This window comes from Algibacter sp. L1A34 (genome assembly GCF_009796805.1).
In the GTDB taxonomy this organism is placed as follows: domain Bacteria; phylum Bacteroidota; class Bacteroidia; order Flavobacteriales; family Flavobacteriaceae; genus Algibacter.
In genome coordinates, this window is sequence record NZ_CP047029.1 from 2,960,009 (window position 1) to 2,985,000 (window position 24,992).

Annotated in this window: 28 protein-coding genes; 17 read left to right on the forward strand and 11 right to left on the reverse strand. The window is 31.4% G+C overall.

Annotation, left to right across the window (positions count from 1 at the left end; translation table 11 throughout):
- Window positions 1-34: 34 nt before the first annotated feature.
- Window positions 35-787, forward strand: coding sequence for a lipopolysaccharide kinase InaA family protein (locus GQR97_RS12520; RefSeq protein WP_158848876.1), 753 nt, complete (start codon window positions 35-37; stop codon window positions 785-787).
- Here GQR97_RS12520 and GQR97_RS12525 read toward each other — a convergent pair.
- The 6 genes from GQR97_RS12525 to GQR97_RS12550 form a co-directional block, all read right to left on the reverse strand.
- Window positions 776-1,546, reverse strand: a complete 771-nt coding sequence (locus tag GQR97_RS12525) for a glycosyltransferase family 2 protein (protein ID WP_158848878.1) — start codon at window positions 1,544-1,546, stop codon at window positions 776-778. The two genes, GQR97_RS12520 and GQR97_RS12525, sit on opposite strands and share 12 nt — an antisense overlap.
- Window positions 1,547-1,563: 17 nt before the next feature.
- Window positions 1,564-2,637: a CDP-glycerol glycerophosphotransferase gene (locus GQR97_RS12530; RefSeq protein WP_158848880.1), complete on the reverse strand. Its 1,074-nt coding sequence runs from the start codon at window positions 2,635-2,637 to the stop codon at window positions 1,564-1,566.
- Window positions 2,638-2,700: 63 nt separating this feature from the next.
- On the reverse strand, window positions 2,701-3,645 hold the full coding sequence (locus GQR97_RS12535; protein ID WP_158848882.1) for a Stealth CR1 domain-containing protein: 945 nt from the start codon (window positions 3,643-3,645) through the stop codon (window positions 2,701-2,703).
- 37 nt (window positions 3,646-3,682) lie between these two features.
- Window positions 3,683-4,597, reverse strand: a complete 915-nt coding sequence (locus tag GQR97_RS12540) for an ATP-grasp fold amidoligase family protein (protein WP_233267537.1) — start codon at window positions 4,595-4,597, stop codon at window positions 3,683-3,685.
- A gap of 168 nt (window positions 4,598-4,765) precedes the next feature.
- Window positions 4,766-5,761 (reverse strand): Stealth CR1 domain-containing protein, encoded by a 996-nt coding sequence (locus GQR97_RS12545; protein ID WP_158848884.1) that lies wholly within the window; start codon window positions 5,759-5,761, stop codon window positions 4,766-4,768.
- Between the two features lie 62 nt (window positions 5,762-5,823).
- Window positions 5,824-6,639 (reverse strand): 2,3,4,5-tetrahydropyridine-2,6-dicarboxylate N-succinyltransferase, encoded by an 816-nt coding sequence (locus GQR97_RS12550; protein WP_158848886.1) that lies wholly within the window; start codon window positions 6,637-6,639, stop codon window positions 5,824-5,826.
- Between the two features lie 328 nt (window positions 6,640-6,967).
- On the opposite strand from GQR97_RS12550, the gene GQR97_RS12555 reads away from it, so the two are divergent.
- The 6 genes from GQR97_RS12555 to GQR97_RS12580 all read left to right on the forward strand — a co-directional run bounded on the left by GQR97_RS12555 (window position 6,968) and on the right by GQR97_RS12580 (window position 10,744).
- Entirely contained in the window at window positions 6,968-7,267 is a 300-nt protein-coding gene (locus tag GQR97_RS12555; protein WP_158848888.1) for a hypothetical protein, read from the forward strand.
- Window positions 7,268-7,377: 110 nt separating this feature from the next.
- Complete coding sequence (gene ruvX / locus GQR97_RS12560) at window positions 7,378-7,788, forward strand: Holliday junction resolvase RuvX (protein ID WP_158848890.1); 411 nt, start codon at window positions 7,378-7,380, stop codon at window positions 7,786-7,788.
- A 141-nt stretch (window positions 7,789-7,929) separates the two neighbouring features.
- Window positions 7,930-8,520: a peptide deformylase gene (gene def, locus GQR97_RS12565; RefSeq protein WP_158848892.1), complete on the forward strand. Its 591-nt coding sequence runs from the start codon at window positions 7,930-7,932 to the stop codon at window positions 8,518-8,520.
- A 54-nt stretch (window positions 8,521-8,574) separates the two neighbouring features.
- Window positions 8,575-9,006: a DUF5606 domain-containing protein gene (locus GQR97_RS12570; RefSeq protein ID WP_158848894.1), complete on the forward strand. Its 432-nt coding sequence runs from the start codon at window positions 8,575-8,577 to the stop codon at window positions 9,004-9,006.
- Window positions 9,007-9,123: 117 nt separating this feature from the next.
- Window positions 9,124-9,795, forward strand: a complete 672-nt coding sequence (locus GQR97_RS12575) for a Crp/Fnr family transcriptional regulator (protein ID WP_158848896.1) — start codon at window positions 9,124-9,126, stop codon at window positions 9,793-9,795.
- A gap of 76 nt (window positions 9,796-9,871) precedes the next feature.
- On the forward strand, window positions 9,872-10,744 hold the full coding sequence (locus GQR97_RS12580) for an anti-sigma factor (RefSeq protein ID WP_158848898.1): 873 nt from the start codon (window positions 9,872-9,874) through the stop codon (window positions 10,742-10,744).
- A 72-nt stretch (window positions 10,745-10,816) separates the two neighbouring features.
- Here the strand turns inward: GQR97_RS12580 and GQR97_RS12585 are convergent, their stop codons facing one another.
- Window positions 10,817-11,401: an outer membrane beta-barrel protein gene (locus GQR97_RS12585; RefSeq protein ID WP_158848900.1), complete on the reverse strand. Its 585-nt coding sequence runs from the start codon at window positions 11,399-11,401 to the stop codon at window positions 10,817-10,819.
- 124 nt (window positions 11,402-11,525) lie between these two features.
- Here GQR97_RS12585 and tgt point away from each other — a divergent pair, with 124 nt between their 5' ends.
- The 10 genes from tgt to GQR97_RS12635 all read left to right on the forward strand — a co-directional run bounded on the left by tgt (window position 11,526) and on the right by GQR97_RS12635 (window position 21,050).
- Window positions 11,526-12,656: a tRNA guanosine(34) transglycosylase Tgt gene (tgt, locus tag GQR97_RS12590; RefSeq protein WP_158848902.1), complete on the forward strand. Its 1,131-nt coding sequence runs from the start codon at window positions 11,526-11,528 to the stop codon at window positions 12,654-12,656.
- A gap of 48 nt (window positions 12,657-12,704) precedes the next feature.
- A complete protein-coding gene (locus GQR97_RS12595) occupies window positions 12,705-13,787 on the forward strand; it encodes an LptF/LptG family permease (protein WP_158848904.1) in 1,083 nt (360 codons plus the stop codon).
- A complete protein-coding gene (locus tag GQR97_RS12600; RefSeq protein WP_158848906.1) occupies window positions 13,774-14,670 on the forward strand; it encodes a DMT family transporter in 897 nt (298 codons plus the stop codon). The genes GQR97_RS12595 and GQR97_RS12600 overlap by 14 nt, the downstream gene beginning before the upstream one ends.
- Before the next feature lie 68 nt (window positions 14,671-14,738).
- Entirely contained in the window at window positions 14,739-15,692 is a 954-nt protein-coding gene (locus GQR97_RS12605; RefSeq protein ID WP_158848908.1) for an acetyl-CoA carboxylase carboxyltransferase subunit alpha, read from the forward strand.
- A gap of 169 nt (window positions 15,693-15,861) precedes the next feature.
- Entirely contained in the window at window positions 15,862-17,400 is a 1,539-nt protein-coding gene (dnaB, locus tag GQR97_RS12610) for a replicative DNA helicase (protein ID WP_158848910.1), read from the forward strand.
- 272 nt (window positions 17,401-17,672) lie between these two features.
- Window positions 17,673-18,857, forward strand: coding sequence for an asparagine synthetase B (locus GQR97_RS12615; protein ID WP_158848912.1), 1,185 nt, complete (start codon window positions 17,673-17,675; stop codon window positions 18,855-18,857).
- A 53-nt stretch (window positions 18,858-18,910) separates the two neighbouring features.
- Window positions 18,911-19,189: an EF-hand domain-containing protein gene (locus GQR97_RS12620; RefSeq protein ID WP_158848914.1), complete on the forward strand. Its 279-nt coding sequence runs from the start codon at window positions 18,911-18,913 to the stop codon at window positions 19,187-19,189.
- 21 nt (window positions 19,190-19,210) lie between these two features.
- Window positions 19,211-19,633: a secondary thiamine-phosphate synthase enzyme YjbQ gene (locus GQR97_RS12625; RefSeq protein ID WP_158848916.1), complete on the forward strand. Its 423-nt coding sequence runs from the start codon at window positions 19,211-19,213 to the stop codon at window positions 19,631-19,633.
- Window positions 19,634-19,948: 315 nt separating this feature from the next.
- Window positions 19,949-20,389 carry a YHS domain-containing (seleno)protein gene (locus GQR97_RS12630; RefSeq protein ID WP_158848918.1) on the forward strand — a complete coding sequence of 147 codons (441 nt, stop codon included), beginning with the start codon at window positions 19,949-19,951 and terminating at the stop codon, window positions 20,387-20,389.
- A 10-nt stretch (window positions 20,390-20,399) separates the two neighbouring features.
- A complete protein-coding gene (locus tag GQR97_RS12635; RefSeq protein ID WP_158848920.1) occupies window positions 20,400-21,050 on the forward strand; it encodes a LysE family transporter in 651 nt (216 codons plus the stop codon).
- A gap of 129 nt (window positions 21,051-21,179) precedes the next feature.
- Here the strand turns inward: GQR97_RS12635 and rplT are convergent, their stop codons facing one another.
- The 4 genes from rplT to thrS form a co-directional block, all read right to left on the reverse strand.
- Window positions 21,180-21,524, reverse strand: coding sequence for a 50S ribosomal protein L20 (rplT, locus tag GQR97_RS12640; protein WP_158848922.1), 345 nt, complete (start codon window positions 21,522-21,524; stop codon window positions 21,180-21,182).
- Window positions 21,525-21,633: 109 nt separating this feature from the next.
- The gene (rpmI, locus tag GQR97_RS12645; RefSeq protein WP_158848924.1) at window positions 21,634-21,831 is read right to left on the reverse strand and encodes a 50S ribosomal protein L35; all 198 of its coding nucleotides are present in this window, start codon (window positions 21,829-21,831) and stop codon (window positions 21,634-21,636) included.
- A 92-nt stretch (window positions 21,832-21,923) separates the two neighbouring features.
- On the reverse strand, window positions 21,924-22,412 hold the full coding sequence (gene infC, locus GQR97_RS12650) for a translation initiation factor IF-3 (protein ID WP_231961847.1): 489 nt from the start codon (window positions 22,410-22,412) through the stop codon (window positions 21,924-21,926).
- A gap of 97 nt (window positions 22,413-22,509) precedes the next feature.
- Window positions 22,510-24,444: a threonine--tRNA ligase gene (gene thrS / locus GQR97_RS12655; RefSeq protein ID WP_158848926.1), complete on the reverse strand. Its 1,935-nt coding sequence runs from the start codon at window positions 24,442-24,444 to the stop codon at window positions 22,510-22,512.
- Window positions 24,445-24,992: the final 548 nt, after the last annotated feature.

The following is a 24,992-nucleotide window of genomic DNA, read 5'->3' on the forward strand; positions in this document are numbered from 1 at the left end:
TTCAAATTGATATCAAGTTGGTTTATTTTATAAAATGAAGGAAATAAAAGTATTTACTAAAAGTTCAGAAAGTGAGTTCAATACAAAGCTCACTAAACTCGTTCATGATTTTGATAATTTAAAAGACGGCGTAGGCAAAAGAAACATAATTAAAATTGTTGAAGTTGATGGGGTTAATTTGAATATTAAAGCTTTTAAAATTCCTAATGTAATAAATCAAATAGTTTATAATTTTTTTAGAAAAAGTAAGGCGCAACGCTCATTCGAATATGCTAAGAAGTTAACAGAAATGAATGTTGGTACGCCAAAACCGTTAGCTTACTTCGAATTTAAAAAATCTTTATTATTTAATAAAAGTTTTTATATCAGTGAGCAATTGGATTGTGATTTAACTTATCGAGAGCTTCTCCATGATTTTAACTACCCCGATTACGATAACATTCTTAGAGCATTTACGAGGTTTACATATAGTTTACATGAAAAAGGTATTCAGTTTTTAGATCATTCTCCAGGAAATACTTTAATTAAGAAAAATGGTGATAATTATGACTTTTATTTGGTAGATTTAAATCGAATGAATTTTGGGACTTTAGATTTTGATACACGTATGCAAAACTTTGCAAGACTTTCTAAATACAAAGAAATGGTTGAAGTAATGAGTGATGAATATGCTAAATGTAGTAATGAAGATTATGATAAGGTTTTTACTGCTATGTGGATAGAAGTTCAAAATTTTCGTGCAAAATTAGAACGAAAAAAAGAGTTGAAAAAGAAGTTAAAGTTTTGAGTTTTTCCAAAGTTTTTTAAGTTCGCGATAACGGTAGTTTACACCATACGCGCTTAAATAACAGATTTTAAAACCTTCTTTGCCATCTAAAATACCTAACCTAATAATATAATTAGTTATAAACTTAAAAGCAGGCCTTAAATATAAATGATAAGCATTTGTTTTTTTTCCTTTATTAAAACATTCCAATGCTTTCAGCTTTGCATAACGTTCCATTTTGGATTTGTAATGTGCAGAACTGTTAAAGCAATAATGAAGCATATTGTTTTTTAGCAGTTTGCTTTTGCCATTAATTTCTGGCATTTCGTGTACAATTTTATCTTCAAGATATTTTACTTTTCCGTTTTTAAACAACCTATAGGTAGTATCAGTTTGAAAACCACTAAAACGAATTCTTTTTTGTTTGAAAAAGTAGAGGCGCTTCATCATGAAACCTACAGTTTCGTCTGGATTTTTTATTTCTTTAAGAATTTCCTTTTTTAATTTCTTAGGAATGCGCTCATCTGCATCAATAAATAGAATCCAATTACTGGAAGCTTGTTGTAACGCAAAATTACGCTGATCTGCAAAATTTTTAAATTCTCGTTGAATTGTTTTTACATGGTTTAACTGTTTAAGTTTTTCAAAAGTACCATCATTACTAAAAGAATCTACGACAATAATTTCATCTACAAAATCGATGTTTTTAATCACATTTTCAATATGTTTTATTTCATTGAAAGTGATAATAAGAGCCGATATTTTTTGTTGATTTTTCAAAATAAATGTTACTAAAATTATTTAGTAAAAGGTTTGTTATAACTTTTTAGAGTAAAAAAGTTTAGTCGTTTTCTAATTTTATATTTTCTTATAAGATTTAAAGGTTTTCTTTTAAGATGTTTTTTGTCTTTATGTAAAAAGTCTATTGTTGCAGAAATTACACGTTGTGATGATTTTCCATCAAAATAGGGATGTAGGTCTTTAATAAATGTATCAATGTTTTTTATTAAATCAGCAGGATAAGTTAAAGCTCTTTTGAAAGACGCTTCAATAAGATTAGCATCGTTTATATCAATTAAATAATTGTGTTTAAAGGTGTGATTAAAAGTCACCACAGTTTTTTTTTGAAGTAAAAATTCTTGTATTGCCGATGTAGTATCTGCAAATAAAATATCGGCTTGTTTAAATAAAGGGACCAAATCTGTAGTGTCGTAAAACGTAAAATGTGGTCCTGTTAGTGTTTTCCATTTCGTAACAATTTCTTTTGTCATTTTAGGATGTAAAACCAACTTAAAATTATATTTCCCAGAAGTTGAAAGTGATTTTATTTTATTAAAAACAGAATCATTGTGTGCTAAACTTAAACGTTCTGTAAAAGTAGAAGCAATCATAATAGTTGGAATACTTTCTTTTTTCTTGTCTTCAATAGGAAATAATGGGTCTACTTTACTCCAGCCTGTTTCAATAACTTCAAAATGGGGGTAAAGTTCTTGCTGTTTTTTAAAGCCAATAGTTGTAGTTGGACCTTGTGTACAGTATAAATCAAAGAAACCACGAATTCTAAAATGAGAAAAACTGTTTTTTGCTTCAGGTCTTTTTTGTGCATTAAAACCATGAAAAATCTGAACTTTAATCCCCGAAATAAAATCAGGAATATCATTAGTCGCGGCTAAAACAATATGAGGTTCATAGCTTACAACATCTTTAATAGTATCAATTACATTTTGCTTTTTTTGTAGTGCTACTTTTCCATCTTCCAAATCGCTAAACCATTTTACAGTATAGCCTTTTTTAATAATTTCTTCTTCTAAAGGATTACCTATAGGTATAGCGTAGCTATAGGATATGTATATTAAAAACTTGTACTGCATTAATTATTTGCTTTATATATTATGCCAAAATAACGGTTTTATTTCGCTTTTGGAAGATTGTTTTTATCTCATTCGGTTTTCTAACCATTGCAAGATATATTCTAATTTTTTTGGAGGACAAAGATCTAGGCTTTGTAATCCTAGAAATAAAATATTATTTCTTTTTTTATTTAATTTGAATTTATACCACCTTAGATGTTTTTTGTACGATCTAAAATACATTAATTGTAGATCGTTTTTTAAAATACAAGTATTGTTTTTTATCTCTAGGTGGTTTCCTAATCCTTGAGGAGTAAATTGGCTTGTATCTCTAAATTTATACTTTATGTTATTTATAAATATAGATTCGTTTGCTTTAAAATAATTTTCAAAAGTTGATTTTTTAAGCGGATGTGGGGTATGCTTAAAGTTATAATATTTATTAAAACCTATAAGTTTTGCTGCATTTTGTTGAATGCTTTTATGTCCAGTTCTTGGTTTTTTAAATTTTTTATAAATAATATCTTTGTCAAATTTAAGCCACTTTCCTCTTAAAACGGGGTTGCCGTTTATAAAAAAATCACTCGGTTTTGTTTCATTAATTAAAAAGAAATCATCATTCAAATATATAAAATGTTCGGCCAAGTTAGGTATCCTATACATGCAGGTTTCAATAGGTCGGCAATTAAAAACAGGTAAATACTCTTCAAAGTCTTTAAATATAATGCTGTGGTCAACGATATTAACTTTGTTGTATTTACTATTGCTATCTTTATTTTTTAAAAAATAAGGAGTTTGGTTATCTGTTATTATATGTATGTTTCTAATATATGTAGCGTACTTTAAAATAGAATCAATTGTATATTGAATTTCATTAACTTGATCGAATCTTGTTCTAAATTTTTTGGATTTAACTTTTTTTGTATCCTCTAGATATGGGAGAATTTTTTCTTTATGATTTTCATCATTACCATCAACCCAAAGAATTACAGCATCTATAGGGGCATCATTAAAACTGTTTTCTGTCATATTTTGTTTGTAAAGCGGAGATATTAAGTTTCATTTGCTAGTTAAATTCAGTGATAACCTTTTGTCCGTTTTTAAGTTGTGGTAATTTAAAGTAATCGCCTATAATTTTGTTGTATTCTTCTGGATCGTAGTCTCTTCTTGCATCTGATGGATAAAATGTCAATTCACCAAAAATTATCTTGTCATGTATCGAGTAAAAATCTACACGCACAAAAGGAATATTTTTTGCTAATTTTTCAGATAACTCAATCATTTTATTTAAAGTCGCGGGTTTTTCAATAGGCCCTTCGATTCTATTTTTAAGAGGCATTTTATTAAATGGAAGTTTATTGAATTCTAAGTCATATGAAGCTAATTTTAGGTTTTCTTCTCTGTCAATATGTACTTCCATAAATTTTACAATACCATCGAAACAATAGAATTTATAATCCGTTAGTGATTCCCTTTTTTCATCTTTGATAAATTTCTCAGCTATTATCCTTGGTTTTACGTCTTTATATGCCCATTCTTGCCCAGTACGATAATACTGGTTTATATTAAGCCATTTTTTTAGTAATTTATTTGAAAGTGCTTTATCAAGTTTGTTTTTATTTTTGACAATCAAATTATATCCACTAGCATGTGTAGCTTTTAAAACAAATTGTTGAGGCAATTCATTATATTTAATTTCTTCGGGGCTATCGTAAACAGCGTAAAGTTCGTTTAGATATTGCTTTCCTATTTTTTCTTCAACATAATCTCTTACAGCATATTTATCTACTAGTTGGGTTAAAATAGTTGGCCGATAAAATACTTTATACCATGCTATTTTTTCATTAAATTCTATTGGATTTTCTAAATTTAATTTTTTACCAGTAAAATATTCATAATGAGATTTCGCGTATAATTTTGGTGGTAAAAAGCGCATCTTTCGTAGTGTTCTTAAATAGAATTTGCGTATTTTTTTTATCATTTATGAAATAGTTTTGGTAAATATAGGGCGAAATAGTTTTCTCTTGTTAAGAGATGTTTTACCTAACATCCACGTCGTTATATTTTTTAAAAGATTTGTAAAGCTTAAGTTTTCTGCTTTAAAGTGTTGTTTATCTTTTTTTTAGGGTAATTGCTTTTGAGGTTTTGCTTATTCTATCTTCTTATTTAACCAATTTAAAATATATGTTTGCGTTTTCGTATTTGCCATTTCTAAGCTTTGAAATGTTAGAAATAATTTATTATTGCTAATATCATACACATATAGTTTAAACTTAACTACCCAGTAGTTTTTATAAGATCTAAAATAAGTTAATTTAGTTTTTTTGTCATAGTGATAAGTGTTGTTTTTTATCTCTAAATGATTTGCAAGGGTTTCGGTAATAAATTGGTTATTGTTGTCCCTAAATTTATAGGCAATGTTGTTTTTAAGTAGCTCGTTCTTGTTTTTGAAAAAATTAGTGAGGGTAGATTTTCTCATAGAAACTGGAGTGTGATACCTTTTTAAGAACGTTTTTTTGCTATCATTTGCTAATTTAGCACCAATTTGCATTGATTTCCTTAAAGTACCTTTTTTTCTTCTTTTTTTGTCTTTTTCCGAACAGAGATAACGATAATAAAACGCTTTTATTTTTAAGTTTTCATAATATTTTTCCCACCTTCCTCTTAAAATGGGAATACCATCAATAAAAAAATCTTGTAAAGAAGCCTTTTTCATAATGAAAAAATCATCGTTAAAAAGGACGTAATGCTCCGAAAGGTTAGGAATTCGATGTAAGAGTGAAATAATTGAAGTTGAATTGAAACAAGGTAAAAATTCTTCATAACCTCGAAATAGAATTGTATGATCAATTATTTCCAAATTGATACCAGATGATTTACCCAATGCTTTTAAATTTTCAAAAGTATCGGGTATTTGATCATCGGTAATTAAATATATATTTTTAAAACAAGGTGCATATTTTATGATAGACTTAATACAAATATCTATTTCTCCAATAGAATTGTATCTAGCACTTTCTTTCTTTATACTGAAATCTATTTTAACTTTTAAATGCTCATTGATTTTTTTTTGCCATTTTTTATCATTGCCATTAACCCATGGAATTATTGCATCAAGTTTAATATTTTCAGTTTGTTCTTTCATAAAATAAGACTTTAGATTTAATAAGAGTCTATATTGTGATATTTAGAGAATAATATAAAAAATTAAACTGCCACACTATGTTCACGTAGAGCATCGTTAAGAGATGTTTTCTTGTTAGTACTTTCTTTACGTTTACCAATAATAATAGCACATGGTACATTGTAAGTTCCAGCAGGGAATTCTTTTGCATAACTACCTGGTATTACTACCGAACGAGCAGGAACGCGACCTTTATATTCAACAGGTTTATCTCCCGTTACATCAATAATTTTTGTGCTCATAGTTAAAATAACTCCAGCTCCTAAAACAGCTTCGGTTTCTACACGAACACCTTCAACCACAATACAACGACTTCCAATAAAGGCGTTATCTTCAATAATTACTGGAGCAGCTTGTAAAGGCTCTAAAACACCACCAATACCAACACCACCAGAAAGATGAACATTTTTACCAATTTGCGCACAGCTGCCAACAGTTGCCCAAGTATCTACCATAGTTCCTTCATCTACATATGCGCCAATATTTACGTAACTTGGCATTAATATAGTTCCAGCAGAAATATAAGCACCATGACGAGCAACAGCATGAGGTACTACACGAATGCCTTTTGCAGCATATCCTGTTTTTAAAGGGATTTTATCATGAAATTCTAATGGTCCACATTCTATAGTTTCCATTTTTTGAATTGGGAAATATAAAACCACGGCTTTTTTAACCCATTCGTTAACTTGCCACCCACCTTCAACAGGCTCTGCAACTCGCAATTCACCGGCATCTAATAAATCAACAACTTTTCTAATGGCTGTTGTAGTTGCCTCTTCATTTAATAGGTCTCTATTTTCCCAAGCTTGTTCTATTATCTCTTGTAATTGTGTCATTGTGTATTTTTATTTTCGCAAATATAATAGGTATCGATTAAAATAGAGTAAGTATTAAAATATAATATTCATGTTTAAATGCTATTCATCGATTAGAATTAGTTCAGTTTCATCGTTTAATCATGTATTTTATCTTTTTGAATTGACTTATTGTCGAAAAAGCACTCGTTACAATGTTTTTAATCGTCAATATTTCGCACTTAGACGTTTCGTCGTTGAAAATGTACACATTTTCGGCTTATCGATGATCTAGGTTGATTCAACTAATTTATTGTTTTCAATGTTGTGTTGCACTATATATTTGCACCATCAAACGATTACAACAGATATGAAAACAAATTTTATAATACTTTTAATTTTATTACTTACAGTTTCTCTTGGAAACGCACAAAGCGAAAAAAACGAGAAATTAGTTATAGAAACTAGTGAAATAAGTTCTGTTGAAAACAATACTAAGCAAGATACAGTTGAGACTGTTGAAGAAGATAATTTATTAATTGATAATGAAGAGTTTCAAGCTATCATGGCAAGAACTACTAGTGATATTAGAAGTTATTTAAATAGAGAAAGAAATATTAGTAATATTGGTTTAATGTTTCCTTCTATGGAAAAAAGAGTAAAAGCTTAAATCAAAACATAAATTTTTTATATTAAAAAAGGTTATCTGAAAAGATAGCCTTTTTTGTTTTTAAACAGTTTCAATAAGTTTAATAAGTTATTTTTGTACAAAATTTATTTATGGCACGCATTTTAGCAATAGATTATGGCACGAAACGCACGGGAGTTGCAATTACCGATGAATTACAGATAATAGCCTCTGGGCTCACCACCGTTAATACTAAAGATATTCTTAATTTTTTAAAAACGTATTTATCTAAAGAGAAGGTTGAATTATTTTTGGTGGGCGAACCTAAGCAAATGGATAATACGGCTTCAGAAAGTGAAGCTTTTATTCTTCCGTTTTTAAAAAAATTAGAAAAGCAATTTCCTAATATTCCTATAAAACGTGTCGATGAGCGCTTTACTTCTAAAATGGCTTTTCAAACCATGATTGATAGTGGATTGAAAAAGAACCAAAGAAAAAATAAAGCTTTGGTAGATGAAATTAGTGCTACTCTTATTTTACAAAGTTATCTGTATTCTCAGTAATGCGTAATTATAGTTTAATTTAAAGCTAAATATTCACCTTTAAATAGGTTTTATCAGTGTTAAAAAATGTTATTTCTAAGCAAAAAGTTCGCAATAAATTTATAGAATTGTACTTTTGCAAATATTAACAAAGAATATAGAATGATTTTACCTATTGTAGCATACGGCGACCCCGTTTTAAAAAGAAAAGCCACCGAAATTACTGAAGATTATCCAAAACTGGATGCTCTTGTAGATAATATGTTCGAAACCATGTACAATGCCTATGGAGTTGGTCTTGCAGCGCCGCAAATAGGTTTGCCAATCCGTATGTTTTTAGTAGATACTACGCCATTTTCTGAAGATGAAGAATTAACAGAAGAGGAGCAAAAAAGTTTAGATGGATTTAAACGTGTTTTTATAAATGCGGAAATTACTAATGAAGAAGGGGAAGAGTGGGCTTTTAACGAAGGTTGTTTGAGTATTCCAGATGTTCGTGAAGATGTTTTTAGAAAACCAACGATTACTATTGAGTATTTAGATGAAAACTTTAAATCACATACCGAAACGTTTGATGGTTTAGTTGCTAGAGTAATTCAACACGAATACGATCATATTCAAGGTGTTTTATTTACAGATAAACTATCTAGCTTAAAAAAACGTTTAATAAAAGGAAGACTTTCAAACATTTCAAAAGGGAAGATAAAAGTAGATTACAGAATGAGCTTCCCAGATCAAAAAAAGAAACGATAATATTTGCAAGACATCAATAAACATTTGATATTTGCCACTTTCAAAAAATAATTTATGAGTTTAGATAAAGTTCTATCAATAGCAGGGAAACCAGGTTTGTACAATTTAGTAACGCAAACCAGAGGTGGTTTTATTGCAGAATCGTTAATCGATAAAAAGCGAATTACTGTTAATGTGCGTCAAAATGTTAGCGTTTTAAGTGAAATAGCTATTTATACCTTAACAGAAGAAGTTCCTTTGAAACAAGTTTTGTTAAATATAAAAAATAAGGAAAACGGACAAGAAAGCTCAGTTAAGCCAAAAGATGATAAAGATAAACTAGAAGAGTACTTTTTTGATGTTTTGCCAGATTATGATGAAGATCGAGTATACCCAAGCGATATAAAAAAAGTATTACAATGGTATAATTTGTTAGTGAAAAATAATTTTCTTGATGATTTAGAAGCCGAAGTTGCAGAAAGCAAAGCTGCAGATGAAGAAGAATAAATACTCGCATATTTAAAATAGATATTAAAGCCTCCAATTTTGGAGGCTTTTTTTGATTATATTGTAAGGATTATGGCGCTTTTGCGTCTATTAATTAGTTAATTAATTTGTTATTATATGAATTCACTTTGGTTTTTCGACGACGTAAATCTTTTTAAAGTACTTTGTCCGCATAAGTTTAAAAATTACAAAAAGGATCACAGTTTTGATGCATATAAAAAACAGGATTATATTTATTTTGAAAAAGACTTTGCGAATAAAATCTATTTAATAGAAAAAGGAAAAGTAAAGATTGGTTATTATAATGAAGATGGAGTAGAAGTAGTTAAAGCTATTTTAACTAAAGGAGAACTATTTGGAGAGACAGCAATATTAGGAGATGAAACGCGAGAGGAGTTTGCGCAATCTGTTGATAACAGTACTAGTATTTGTCCCGTTGGTGTAGACACGATGCACGATTTAATGAGAGATAATCAAACATTTAGTTTTAAAGTTTATAAAGTAATAGGTTTTAAATTAAAAAAACTTGAACGTCGTTTACAGTTACTTCTTTTTAAAGATGCAAAAACAAGGCTTCTAGAGTTTTTACACGAATTGTGCACCGATTATGGGTACGATTGTGATCAAACTGGTGATCGCGTGGTAAACCATCCATATACTCAAAAAGATATTGCATCTTTAATTGGTACGTCTAGACCAACTTTAAATATTCTTTTGAATGAATTAAGAGAAGAAAAAATATTAGAATTTAAGCGAAAAGAAATAAGAATTTATAAAAAAAGTGCCTAATGTTAGTTGGCTAACATTTTATATGTTTTTAGTGAGATACCTTTGAAGTATAAAACAATCACTAAAAAAAAATAAAATGATTAAGAACACAATTTTAGCAATGCTAGCAATAGGAGTTTTAACAACTTCATGTGATAGCGATGATGACAGCGCACCAAAAACAGCAGATTTAACAATTGATCTTACCGGCTTAGAGGCTCTTGGTAACGATTTTGTTTACGAAGGATGGGTAATTGTAGATGGCTCACCTGTTTCAACAGGAACATTTTCATCAGTAGATTTTCCACAATCTTTTTCTGTAGATGCAGATCAATTGGCAAGTGCATCAACATTTGTATTATCTATTGAACCAGCAGTAGATTCTGATCCAGCTCCAGCTGCAACAAAAATTTTAGCAGGAGATTTTTCTGGTAGCTCAGCAAGTGTAAATTCAAATAATATTGTTGCAGATTTATCTTCTTCTACTGGAGAGTATATTTTGGCTACACCAACGGATAACGATGATACTAACGAAGCTAGTGGAATTTGGTTTTTAGATAATTCTGTTGATCCTGCAATAAAAGGTTTAGATTTACCAACATTATCTGACGGATGGGTATATGAAGGTTGGGTTGTATTCGATGGTACTCCAGTAAGTACAGGTACGTTTACAGATCCAAATGCTGCAGATGATAATGCTGCAACTACAGTTTTTAAGGGAGATGTAGGTGATGGTCCTGGTTATCCAGGAGAAGATTTTCTTCAAAATGCACCTTCGGGATTAACTTTTCCAACAGATTTAAAAGGAAAAACAGTTGTAATTTCTGTAGAACCAAGTCCTGATAATAGCGCTGCACCTTTCACATTAAAGCCTTTGGCTCATGAAGTTCCTGCAGATGCTATGAACCACACGGTAATTAGTATGGGAGCCGGTCCTGTGGTTAGTTTGTCTGGTACAGCTACGAGATAAATAAAATAAATTATCACAAAAAAAAGTCCTAGTAAATTAATTTACTAGGACTTTTTTTTTATGTGTTTTCTATTATAAAATGATTGCTAAACTTAAAATAAGTTGATCTGGCCTTGTATCTAAGCGACCACTATTTATACCATTATTACCAATAAATGTACCTTCATTTTTGCTAAATCCACGTTCGTATCTTAAATCGATACCAACTTTTTTAAAGTTAAGACCAACTCCAAAGTTAAGCCCTACTGAAAAATCCTCTTTAATATCCTCAATAGTAACACCTTCGAATTCGGTATCTAAAATATATTGAAATGATGGACCAGCAAATACGCTAACAGGACCTAAAATTTTTAAGCCAACTAAAATTGGAGCATCAAGTTTTTGCATTTCAAAACTATCATCGTCGTAATCACTTTTTGTTTTGGTATAAACAATTTCTGGTCTTAAATATAATTTGTCACCAATTTTCCCAAATAGACCAATATGGTAACCAACATTTCTATCTGGGTTTTTAGAGTTTTCGGTTATAGATTCTACATACTTACCATTGGCATTGTAATTTAAACCTCCTTTAATACCTATACCACTTGCTGTTTGGGCAAAAGCTGCTGATGGGACAACAATTGCAACTACTAAAATTAAAAATAAATTTTTCATAATGTTCGTTTTAAGATTTCGTTTATTATTACAAAAACGTTGCCAAAGTTAAATTATTTCCTTTTTTTAAATATTGCTTTCGGATTTTAGTTAATTATCTTTGCCAACTGATACAAATATATAGATGAAATTCGAATTAAACGCAAAAGACCCACAAAGCAAAGCTAGAGCAGGAAAATTAACTACAGATCATGGTGTAATTGAAACACCAATTTTTATGCCTGTGGGAACTGTTGGTACGGTTAAAGGAGTACATCAAAGGGAGTTAAAGAATGATATTAATCCCGATATTATTTTAGGAAATACTTATCATTTATATTTAAGACCACAAACACATGTGCTAGAGAAAGCAGGTGGGCTTCATAAATTTATGAATTGGGATCGAAATATTTTAACCGATTCTGGTGGGTATCAAGTGTATTCGCTTTCGGCAAATAGAAAGATAAAAGAAGAAGGTGTGAAGTTTAAATCGCATATTGATGGTAGTTATCACACATTTACGCCAGAGAGTGTTATGGAAATTCAACGTACTATTGGAGCCGATATTATTATGGCTTTCGATGAATGTACACCATACCCTTGTGATTATAATTATGCGAAACGTTCTATGCATATGACGCATCGTTGGTTAGATCGTTGTATTAATCACCTAGAAAAAACACCATTAAAATACGATTATAATCAAGCCTTTTTCCCTATTGTACAAGGAAGTACTTATAAAGACCTTAGAAAACAATCGGCTGAATATATTGCTAATTCGGGAGCTGTTGGAAATGCAATAGGAGGTTTATCCGTTGGTGAACCAGCCGAAGAAATGTATGCCATGACAGATGTAGTTTGTTCTATTTTACCGGAAGAAAAGCCAAGATATTTAATGGGAGTTGGAACACCAATCAATATTTTAGAAAATATTGCGTTAGGTGTAGATATGTTTGACTGCGTTATGCCAACTCGAAATGCAAGAAATGGTATGCTGTTTACAGCACATGGCTCTATAAATATTAAAAATTTAAAATGGGCAGAAGATTTTTCTGCAATCGATGAGATGGGAATAACTTTTGTTGATACGGAATATAGTAAAGCTTATTTACGTCATTTATTTACTGTTAACGAGTTGTTGGGTAAGCAAATAGCAACCATACATAATTTAGGTTTTTATATGTGGTTGGTTCGTGAAGCTAGAAAACATATATTAGCAGGCGATTTCAATGTTTGGAAAAACCAAATGGTTAAGCAAATGGATAATCGACTTTAAACGGGTAAAAATATTGAAACATCGCTTATTTATTGAAGCTGTAAAAGGATGAAAATATTAGATTGGTACATATTAAAGCGCTATTTGTTCACATTTCTTATGATGTTGCTACTGTTTATTCCTATCGGAATAACTGTGCATTTAGCTGAAAAAATTGGTAAAATTTTAGAAAACGAAGTGCCTTTTGGAGAAGTACTTATCTATCTTTTAGATTTTACTATTTATTTTGCGCATTTACTTTTTCCTTTATTTTTATTCTTATCTGTAATTTGGTTTACTTCAAAATTGGCTAATAATACAGAAGTTATTGCTTTTTTAAGTTCGGGTGTTTCGTTTTCCAGATTTTTACGTCCTTACATGATTGGAGCTACAATTGTTGGAGCTTTGTCTATTCTTTTAGGTTTATATTTAGCGCCAAATGCAAGTAAAGGTTTTAACGATTTTAGTTATAAATACCTTAAAAAGGGGAGAAGTGCGGTTGAAAACACCAATGTTTTTAGACAAATTAATGATAACGATATTATATACGTTAGTAGTTTTGACGTTAAAAATAGTATAGGTCGAAATTTTACGTTAGAACATTTTGAAAAGAATAAGCTTGTTTATAAAATTTCTGCAGATAAGATTAAATATGTTGAAAACGATTCATCTTCAACTTACGAATTAACCAACTACACCAAGCGCATTATTGGTCAAAACGAAGATGAATTAGGAATATTAAAGCAAAAAGACACCCTGTTTGCTTTCGATGTAGGCGATTTAATTCCAGAAATATACGCAGCAGAAACCAAAATGTATGGCGATTTAAAACAATTTATTGACAAAGAGGAAGCTAGAGGTTCATCAAATGTTGGGCGATTTAAATTAGTTTTATATAGAAAATGGAGTTTGCCAGTTTCAGTATTCATTTTAACAATTATAGCCGTTGCGGTATCTTCAAAAAAACGACGAGGTGGTATGGGCGTTAACCTAGCCGTTGGTATTTGTATAGCAATGATATTTGTGTTTTTCGACAAAATATTTGGAGTTATGGCAGAGCAATCAGATTTTAATCCACTTATTGCGGTTTGGTTTCCAAATATTATTTTTGGAATTTTAGCTGCTTATCTTTTGTACAATGCCAAACGCTAATCTTAAAGATTATTTTCATCTACATATCCTTGTTTTTATTGCTGGTTTTACTGCAATTTTAGGGGAGTTAATTACTATAACTGCAATTCCGTTAGTTTGGTTTCGCATGTTAATGGCTTTTATTTTAATGATAGTTTACGTCAAGTTTACTAAAGTAAATTTAAAGATTAGTCCCAAATCTATTTTAAGGCTTTCATTTGCAGGTGTTATTATAGCATTACATTGGATTACTTTTTTTGCATCCATAGATGCATCAAATGTGTCTACAACTTTAGCAGTGGTTTCAACAGGAACCTTTTTTGCATCGATTATAGAGCCTATTATTTATAAACGTAAAGTATTATGGTACGAAATTCTATTCGGAATGCTCGTAGTTGTTGGAGTTTGTATCATTACACAAAGTGAAATAGAGTATCTTACAGGTATTCTTTTAGGGATTTTGTCTGCTTTCTTTTCGTCTTTGTTCGCAGTACTTAACGGTAGTTTTCTTAAAAAACATTCTGCAACTGTTATTTCATTTTACGAATTTATTAGTGGTGTACTATTCATCACAATTTATATTGTTTTTTTTGGTGGAGGGTTTTCAAAAGAGTTTTTCAGTTTAAGCACTTCCGATTTTTGGTATCTTTTCATATTGGCATCCGTCTGTACAACATATGCATTTATAGCTTCTATTTACATTATGAAAACAATAAGCCCTTATACGGTGATGCTTACCTATAATTTAGAACCTGTTTATGGTATTGTTTTAGCTTTAATATTATTTCCTGAAAAAGAAAAAATGAGTCCAACATTTTATTATGGAGCTCTAGTTATTATTGTTGTCGTAATATTAAATGTAGTTGCTAAAAATAGCAGAAAGTTAAAAAGAATTCGCTCATAATGTTTTTACAAAATTAAAGTTTTTATATTTGCAGACTAACTCTAATAATCAGTCAAAACAAATTTCCTATGGAATATTTAGAATTTGAACTCCCAATAAAAGAGCTTGAAGATCAATTACAGAAATGTAGAATTATTGGTGAAGAAAGCGAAGTAGATGTAACAGAAACATGTACGCAGATAGAAAAAAAGCTTAAAGAAGCTCAAAAAGATATTTATAAGAACCTAACGGCTTGGCAACGTGTACAAATGTCTCGTCACCCAGAACGCCCATATACTTTAGATTATATTAGAGCTATTTGTGGTAATTCTTTTTTAGAATTACATGGAGATAGAAGCTTTAAAGATGATAAAGCAATGATTGGCGGCTTAGGGAAAATTGGTGATCAGAGTTTTATGTTTATCGGTCAGCAAAAAGGTTACAATACTAAAACGAGACAATATAGAAACTTTGGAATGGCAAATCCGGAAGGATATCGTAAAGCTTTACGCTTAATGAAATCTGCCGAAAAATTTGGAATTCCTGTAGTAACACTTTTAGATACACCTGGTGCATATCCTGGTTTAGAGGCTGAAGAACGTGGACAAGGTGAAGCTATCGCTAGAAATATTTTAGAGATGACGCGCCTTAAAGTGCCAATTATAACTATAGTTGTTGGTGAAGGTGCCTCTGGAGGAGCCTTAGGCATAGGCGTTGGAGATGTAGTTATGATGTTAGAAAACACTTGGTATTCTGTGATTTCTCCAGAATCGTGTTCGTCTATTTTATGGCGTAGTTGGGAATATAAGGAACAAGCTGCAGAAGCTTTAAAACTTACACCTCCCGACATGAAAAAGCTTAAATTGGTTGACGAGATTATAAAAGAACCTCTTGGTGGTGCACATCGTGATCGTACAAAAACATTTACATCCGTTAGTAATGCCATTACAAAACATTATGAGGTGCTAAAAAAGTTATCACAGAAAGATTTAGTTGCTCAACGAATGGATAAATATTTGCAAATGGGAGTTTATAAAGACTAAACACCCTAAAACATACTTAAGAAAAAATCTGAAGTTACTTACTTCAGATTTTTTTTATGCTTATTCACAATTTTTTTAAGTTATTAACAGTTAAATTGTTAACGAACGGTTAACAATCGAAGACCTCAAAATCTTTAAACCTACTTCAATTTTAATTACTTTCGCAGTCATGAAACAACCAAACCCCGTTCAGGGATATAAAGTCGATAAAAGCACCATTATTAGCCTTGAAAAAGGAAAAATACCTCCGCAAGCTATTGATTTAGAGGAAGTTGTTTTAGGGGCCATGATGATTGATAAAAAAGGTGTTGATGAAGTAATCGATATTTTAGCACCTGATGCATTTTATAAAGAGGCCCACCAACATATATTTGAAGCTATTTTTACGTTGTTTGAAAACAGTGAGCCGGTCGATTTATTAACCGTTTCAACGCAGTTAAAGAAGAACTCGAAGTTAGAACAAGCAGGAGGTGATTTTTACCTCATTTCGTTAACTCAAAAAGTGTCATCTTCGGCGCATATCGAGTTTCACGCACGTATTATTTTACAGAAATTTATTCAGCGTAGTTTAATAAAAATCTCGAATGAAATTATTGAAGATGCTTACGATGAAACTAAAGATGTTTTCGATTTATTAGATACAGCAGAATCTAAATTATATGAAGTAACCCAAGGAAATATTAAAAAATCGAGTGAAACAGCTCAAGATTTAGTAATCCAGGCGAAAAAGAAAATTGAAGAAATCTCGAATAAAGAAGGTTTAAGTGGTATTCCAACAGGATTTACCAAACTTGATAAATTAACATCGGGATGGCAACCTTCAGATTTAATTATCGTAGCTGCACGTCCTGGTATGGGAAAAACGGCCTTGACGTTATCTATGGCACGAAATATTGCGGTAGATCAAAATGTACCGGTGGCTTTTTTCTCTTTAGAGATGGCTTCTGTACAGTTAATTATGCGTTTAATTTCTAGTGAAACCGGCTTATCTTCAGAGAAATTAAGGACAGGAAAACTTGAAAAACACGAATGGGAACAACTTAATGTAAAGGTTAAAGGTTTAGAAAAAGCACCGTTGTTTATTGATGACACACCGTCGCTTTCCATTTTTGATTTACGTGCAAAAGCGCGTCGTTTATCGTCGCAGCATGGTATAAAGCTTATCATGATTGATTATTTACAGTTAATGACGGGTGGATCTAACCATGGTGGAAACCGTGAACAAGAAATTTCAATGATTTCTCGAAACCTTAAAGCTTTAGCAAAAGAATTAATGGTGCCTGTAATTGCGCTTTCGCAATTATCACGTGCCGTGGAAACGCGTGGTGGAAGTAAGCGTCCGTTGCTATCCGATTTACGTGAATCTGGTGCGATTGAGCAGGATGCCGATATTGTAAGTTTTATTTACCGTCCAGAATATTATAAAATTGATGAATGGGATGATGATGAACGCTCTCCAACTGAAGGTCAAGCTGAATTCATTATAGCAAAACACCGTAATGGTGGTTTAGAAAATATTAGATTAAAGTTTATCGGAAACTTAGGTAAGTTCGATAATTTAGATGATTTTGATTCTCCATTTGAGTTTCATTCTAAAATGAATGCAGCCGCAAACGATGATACCTTCCAAGCCGATAATTTTAAGGCCAGTCCAGATCAAGCTTTTGGAAGTTCGTTTAATGATGATGATAACGATGTACCGTTTTAAACTATAAGGTTTTGTTCAATTAATTTGAATAAGTTTGTTCATGATAATTATTAGAATAAGATTATTATCTCATCATCTAGAATCGTTAATACTGTTTTTTATCTCCGCAAAAATTAAGTATCTTTCGCTTATATAATTAAATTTCTCAGTTGTTTTTCTTAAAATTAACTGAGAAATTATTTTTAGGCAATCTCAAATTGAAAAAAATAATCCTCACATTATTATTTATATGCTTGGCATGTAAAACTTACGCATCCTACATTCTTATACCAATGGGGGTCGATAATCAAAAAAATCATTTAAAAGCTTACGGAATAACGTATTGGGTTCTAAATAAAGAACTTAAAGTAAAATGGCTTCTCAATTATCAAGGAGGTTCTTTTTTATTGCCAGATACGGAAGATATTCAAAGAGAATGTCAAATTCGAGGCGTTTCTTTCAATGTTATCTCTAACGATAAAGCGGAAAGTATTTTGGAAGATATAAGTAGTCCAAGCCAAAATATGGAAGCCGTAGTTTTAGAAAAAGCACCTAAGATTGCTGTATACACGCCAGAAGGAAAATTACCATGGGATGATGCTGTAACTATGGTTTTAAACTATGCTGAAATTCCATATGAAACCGTTTACGATGAAGAGGTTTTAAATGATGGGCTTTTATTATTCGATTGGTTGCACTTACATCATGAAGATTTCACGGGACAATATGGTAAGTTTTACGGAGCTTATCGTGCCGCACCTTGGTATATAGAAGAAAAGAAGCTAACTGAGGGTCGAGCTTCAAAATTAGGTTACAATAAAGTTTCCGAAGAGAAATTAGCTGTGGCATTAAAAATTAGAGATTATGTTGTTGGTGGTGGTTTTATGTTTGCCATGTGTAGTGCTACGGATAGTTTTGATATTGCCTTATCGGCTGAAGGAATAGATATCTGTGAGCCAATGTTTGATGGTGATGGGAGCGAAGCAGGCTATCAAAACAAAATAGACTTCAATAAAACGTTTGCATTTACTAATTATCAATTGGAAAGAAGTCCAACAACCTACGAGTTTTCTTCTATTGATATGACTCCAAAACGGAGGATTACAAAAACTACAGATTATTTTTCACTCATGGAGTTTTCGGCAAAATGGGATCCAATTCCAACCATGTTGTGCCAAAACCATACAGCTTTAGTTAAAGGTTTTATGGGGCAAACTACATCGTTCACTAGAGATGAAATAAAATCTAATGTTTTGGTCTTGGGTGAAAACAAAACCAATGGTGAAGCAAAATACATTCATGGCATTAAAGGAAAAGGATTTTTTACCTTTTATGGTGGTCATGACCCTGAAGATTATCAGCATCGAGTTGGCGATCCAAAAACCGAACTTGATTTACACCCAACATCTCCTGGTTATAGGTTAATTTTGAATAATGTCTTATTTCCTGCGGCTAGAAAGAAGAAGCAGAAAACCTGATGATAGCTGAATATATTATATTTCAAATAAATAAACTTCAAAAAACTAAAATCATGGCATCAAAAAAAGCAATACTTAATAAAATACAAATAGTACTTACCAATCATTTTAAAACTCCCGAAGACGCTTTCAATTTTTTTGATAAAAGTGGGGATGGTAAATTATCGAAAAGTGAAATTGTAGTATTATTAAAAGAAGCCGAAATTAATGGATTTATCCGCGGATTAGTATCATCTAAACTTATAGACGGTTATGATAAGGATGGCGACGGAAAAATAGATTGGAAAGAGTTTAAAAAGGCTATAGCTGAAATTGCGAAAGATGTTAAGTAATCTCAATATATTTTCTTTTAAATGAAAATTTTTCAAAAAGAGATTAAATTAAAACCATATCCACGAGGTTTTCATTTAATAACGGATACCATTTTAGGAACGATTCCAGAAATTAGTCAAATTAATTTTGGACAGCTACAAGTTTTCATAAAGCATACATCTGCGAGTTTGTCTATTAACGAAAATGCAGATAGCACGGTAAGAACAGACTTTGAAAGTCATTTTAATAAAATGGTTCCTGAAAACGCACCGTATTATAAACATACTTATGAGGGAAGTGATGATATGCCTGCTCACATTAAGGCATCTTTATTAGGAGCTTCAGTACAAATACCCATCACTAATGGAAAATTGAATTTAGGTATTTGGCAAGGTATTTATTTATGCGAACACCGAGATTATGGTGGCTCTAGAGAAATAGTTATAAGTGCTTTCGGTTTGTAGATTATTACATTTAATTTATGAGATTAGTTACGTTGCGCTATTATAGAACGCTTAAATAAATCTTAACAAACAAGCCATTATTATAAGTACAAAAAAACAGCTTATCTAATTTAGATAGGCTGTTTTTTTGTTACTAGCTTTAAATATTGATTATTGTACTTGTTTAAACTTAACAATAATGCTTGTTATTTCAATTTCTTGAAAGGTAATTCTATTAGTATCGACTTATTTAAAAGTATTAAAAAAAGGATAGAACTATTAAAACAAGGTTACATCCATCGTAAAGTTTCAAATTTCATTAAATACATTTTATAAATGAAAAATATATTTATCTTATTATTCGTAGTTTTTGGATATTCAATTTATGCCCAACAAACTCATTTCAATACTAAAAAAGGTTTCGTAATTGAAGGATTTGATGTTGTTTCATATTTTGAGAGCACACCCCAAAAGGGAAGTGATAAATATGTGAGTTCTTATAAAGGAGCAAAGTTTAAGTTTTATTCACAGAAGAATTTAAACACTTTTAATAATAATCCAGAAATGTATATACCACAATATGGTGGATACTGCGCTTATGCAGTTGCTGTAAAAGGAGAAAAGGTTTCAATAGACCCAGAAACTTTTGAAATAAGGGATGGCAAATTATATCTTTTTTATAATTCTTGGGGTATTAATACACTTAATTCTTGGTTAGATGAGTCTCCAAATAGTTTAAAAATAAAAGCCGATAATAATTGGAAACATCTCGATTAAAATTAAATAGATGAATTTACTAATTTATTTTCTTATTGGTTTTACAGCTGCCGTAATTGGAGCGTTACCTTTGGGCACAACAAATGTTGCGGTAATAAATACAACTATTAAAGAAAACGTACAGAATGCACTAAAAATTATATATACAGCGGCATTAGCAGAACTAATTTTAATTGTTTTTGCTATTATATTTAATAGCCAAATAGAAGTATTTATTAAAATGAATATTTGGTTACAATATACAATTGTGGTCATTTTGTTAGTTGTAGGTATTGTTCTTTTATCAGGTAGAACAGAATGCGTTAAAGATGAAAATGACGAGTGTATAATTATTAAAAAAAGAAGAACGCCGATATCAAAAGAAATGCTTGGTTTCTTTTTAGGTTTAGTTAATCCAACAGTTCTATTTTACTGGATATTCATAATGTCGTATTTAAATAAAAATATAATCGATTTAAATATTGCAGTAGAGTATCAACTGGTGCTATTGTTTTTAATAGGGGCGTACTTCGGTAAACTTATTGTATTATATGGTTATGGTAAATTTAGTGATGTACTAAAGGTGAGAGTGAAGAATTTAACAACACGTATAAATAGAGTTATAGGAGTCTTATTACTTTGTATTTCTATTTTTCAAATAACTAAATTAATTTATCTATAATATTATAAAGAAACGGTATTTAGAAACCTTAAACGATATTAAATTACAGGTATAAAAAAATCCGATTCAATTAAGAATCGGATTTTTTTTTATTAAGCGAATAATATGTTTTACAATAGGCGAAACGCCTTATTTTACTTTCTCGATAACAGCTTTAAAAGCTTCAGGGTTGTTCATTGCTAAATCGGCTAAAACCTTACGGTTTAATTCGATGTTGTTAGCTTTTACTTTTCCCATAAATTGAGAATAAGATAAACCATGTAAACGGGCTCCTGCGTTAATACGCGTGATCCATAATGCACGGAATGTTCTCTTTTTTACTCTACGGTCTCTGTACGAATATTGCATCGCTTTGTCAACCGCATTTTTTGCTACTGTCCAAACGTTTTTACGACGTCCAAAGTAACCTTTTGCTTGTTTTAGAACCTTTTTTCTACGGGCTCTTTTTGCTACAGAATTTACTGATCTTGGCATAATTTTAATTGTTTTTTTGTAGTAGGCGGCCAATAAATTGACACTTCTTAAATTTGAGCCTAACTCCAGGGTTTATAATTTATTTAACCAACGTTAAAACTTGTTGTGCTTATTTTAAACGCAACATGGTTTTAATGTTACTTTCGTCTGCTTTATGTACTAATGTATCATGTCGCAGAGCTAGCTTACGCTTTTTAGATTTCTTTGTTAAGATGTGACTCTTAAAAGCGTGCTTTCTTTTTAATTTACCAGTACCTGTAAGCTTGAAACGCTTTTTAGCACTAGATTTTGTTTTCATTTTAGGCATTTTTTTCTCCTAGATTTTAATTATTTCGCTTAATTATTGTACTGCCGAATTTGATTCGGCATCTTATCTTTATCCTAATAAATTAGGGTAATTTACTTTTTGGGTGCAATAAACATTGTCATACGTTTACCTTCCAATCTTGGCATTTGTTCTACTTTTCCAAGTTCTTCAAGATCTTGAGCTAAACGTAGTAACAGGATTTGGCCTTGTTCTTTAAATATAATAGAACGTCCTTTAAAAAACACAAAAGCTTTTAGTTTTGCGCCTTCTTTAAGGAATTTTTCGGCATGCTTCCTTTTAAATGCGTAATCATGATCATCAGTTTGAGGTCCAAAACGAATCTCTTTGATAGTCACTTTTGTAGCTTTAGATTTTAAAGCTTTATCACGCTTCTTTTGTTCGTAAAGAAACTTTTTATAGTCCATAACCTTACAAACAGGGGGCTCAGCATTTGGTGATATTTCTACAAGATCTAGTCCTTGTGTGTCAGCTATTCGCATAGCGTCACCTTTGGTATAAATACCAATTTCCACGTTGTCTCCTACAAGACGCAGTTTTTGTGCTGTAATTTTAGAGTTTATCTTGTGTTTATCCTCTTGTGAAACCCTTCTCGGTTGATGTCTTCTTCTAATTGCTATGGCCTTAAAATTTTAAATTAAACTTAATTGTATGTTATTCTTAAAACGTTTTTAACGTCTTTTTAATATCTTCTTTTATTATCTGAGAGAAGTCTTCAACGGAAATCATTCCTAAATCTGCTCCGCCGTGTTGGCGTACAGATATTTTGCCTTCTTGCTCTTCTTGTTCCCCTATAATAATCATATACGGGTGTTTTTGCATTTCAGATTCTCTAATCTTCTTCCCAATAGTTTCATTTCTATGGTCTACAAGGGCGCGAATTTCGTCATTTTCTAGGAGATTTAAAACTTTTTCGGAGTATTTTTCATATTTCTCACTAATAGACAAAATAATTACCTGCACAGGCATAAGCCAAAGCGGGAAGTTTCCTCCTGTATGTTCCAATAATAATGCCACAAAACGCTCTAAACTACCAAAGGGAGCTCGGTGTATCATAACAGGGCGGTGAAGCTCGTTATCACTGCCTTTATACGATAAATCAAACCGTTCGGGAAGGTTGTAATCTACCTGAATAGTACCTAATTGCCACTTTCTTCCTAAGGCATCTTTAACCATAAAATCTAGCTTTGGGCCGTAAAAAGCAGCCTCACCAGTTTCAATAACAAAATCTAATCCTTTATCAGTAGCTGCATTAATAATTGCTTGCTCTGCTTTTTCCCAATTGGCAACATCACCAATATATTTGTCGGGATTTTCAGGATCTCTTACAGAAACTTGAGCCGTAAAATTTTCAAAACCTAAAGAACCAAAAACATAAAGAACTAAATCAATAACATCTTTAAATTCTTTATCCAATTGTTCTGGCATACAAAATATGTGTGCATCATCTTGAGTAAAACCTCTAACACGGGTTAAACCATGCAGTTCACCACTTTGTTCATATCTATAAACGGTACCAAATTCAGCATAACGCTTTGGTAAATCTTTATAACTCCATTGAAAGCTGTTGTAAATCTCACAGTGGTGTGGGCAGTTCATGGGTTTAAGTAAAAACTCTTCACCTTCTTTAGGGGTAGTTATCGGTTGGAAACTATCAGCTCCATATTTTTCATAATGCCCAGAAGTAACATAAAGTTCCTTTTGTCCAATATGTGGTGTAATTACCATTTCGTAACCCGCTTTCTTTTGTGCAGCTTTCAAAAAGTTTTCTAAGCGTTCACGTAAAGCAGCACCTTTTGGTAACCAAAGCGGTAAACCTTGGCCAACTTTTTGCGAAAACGTAAACAACTCTAATTCTTTACCAAGTTTTCTATGATCGCGTTTTTTAGCCTCTTCAAGTAAAGCTAAATATTCAGTAAGGTCCTTTTGTTTCGGGAACGATGTTGCGTAAACACGAGTTAATTGTGGTTTATTTTCATCACCTCTCCAATAAGCACCAGCAACACTTAAAATTTTAACAGCTTTTATAATCCCGGTATTTGGTATATGTCCGCCACGGCATAGATCTGTAAACGTTGAGTGATCGCAAAATGTAATGGTGCCATCCTCTAAGTTTTCAATAAGTTCCGTTTTAAATTCGTTTCCTTTATATAACTCTAAAGCCTCCGCTTTGCTAGCCGAACGCATTTTAAATTCATGTTTTCCACGAGCAATCTCCAACATCTTGGTTTCAATAGCCTTAAAGTCCTTTTCCGAAACTGTATGCTCGCCAAAATCTACATCATAATAAAACCCATTATCAATAGCAGGTCCAATCGTTAACTTTGCATCAGTATATAACTCTTCAATAGCTTGAGCTAAAACGTGAGCCGAACTATGCCAAAATGCAGTTTTCCCTGCATCGTCCTTCCAAGTATATAAAACCAGCGAACCATCCGTCGTCAAAGGCGTAACAGTTTCAATAGTTGTACCATTAAAATTTGCCGAAATCACGTTTCTAGCAAACCCTTCGCTAATACTTTTCGCAACATCCATAGGTGTCACGTTCTCATCAAACGTTTTCACGCTGCCGTCAGGTAATGTAATATGTATCATAAAATAATTTAAATCTCTTGCAAAGATAATAGTATAAACAAACCCACACAATATATATGTATGTAATAATTTAAATAGAATAATTTGAGCGTTACTCTAGCTGCACTTTTAGTGTTGCAGCCAGAGTCGGGCTTTCACTACTCGCTTTTTTGTGTTGCATAGGTGCAACAACACAAAAAGAGCTCAAACAAGCCGTTCAATCCCTAACGCGAGAGGTAACCCGTGAAATTTGTCTTTAATTATTGAGTTAAAGGTATTCTACAAATAGAAAGATATACATATATATGGATAGTAAAATAATTAGATATATAAATAAGGTTAGGAGGTAGGCTAACTGGTTAATTATAGAAAGAAATTTAATATCTATATAAGGAGTACTAACAATATTATAATTAAGGTAAAAGGTTAGAATTGAAAAAAGAGATGAATAAAAGGCATTATTAATATGTCTAGCGTATTATTAAATATGAATTTTTATCGTATCCCTAAAATAAAGAACAGTTTAATAAAAATCACACTCACAAACACACTATAAAACAATCCAAATG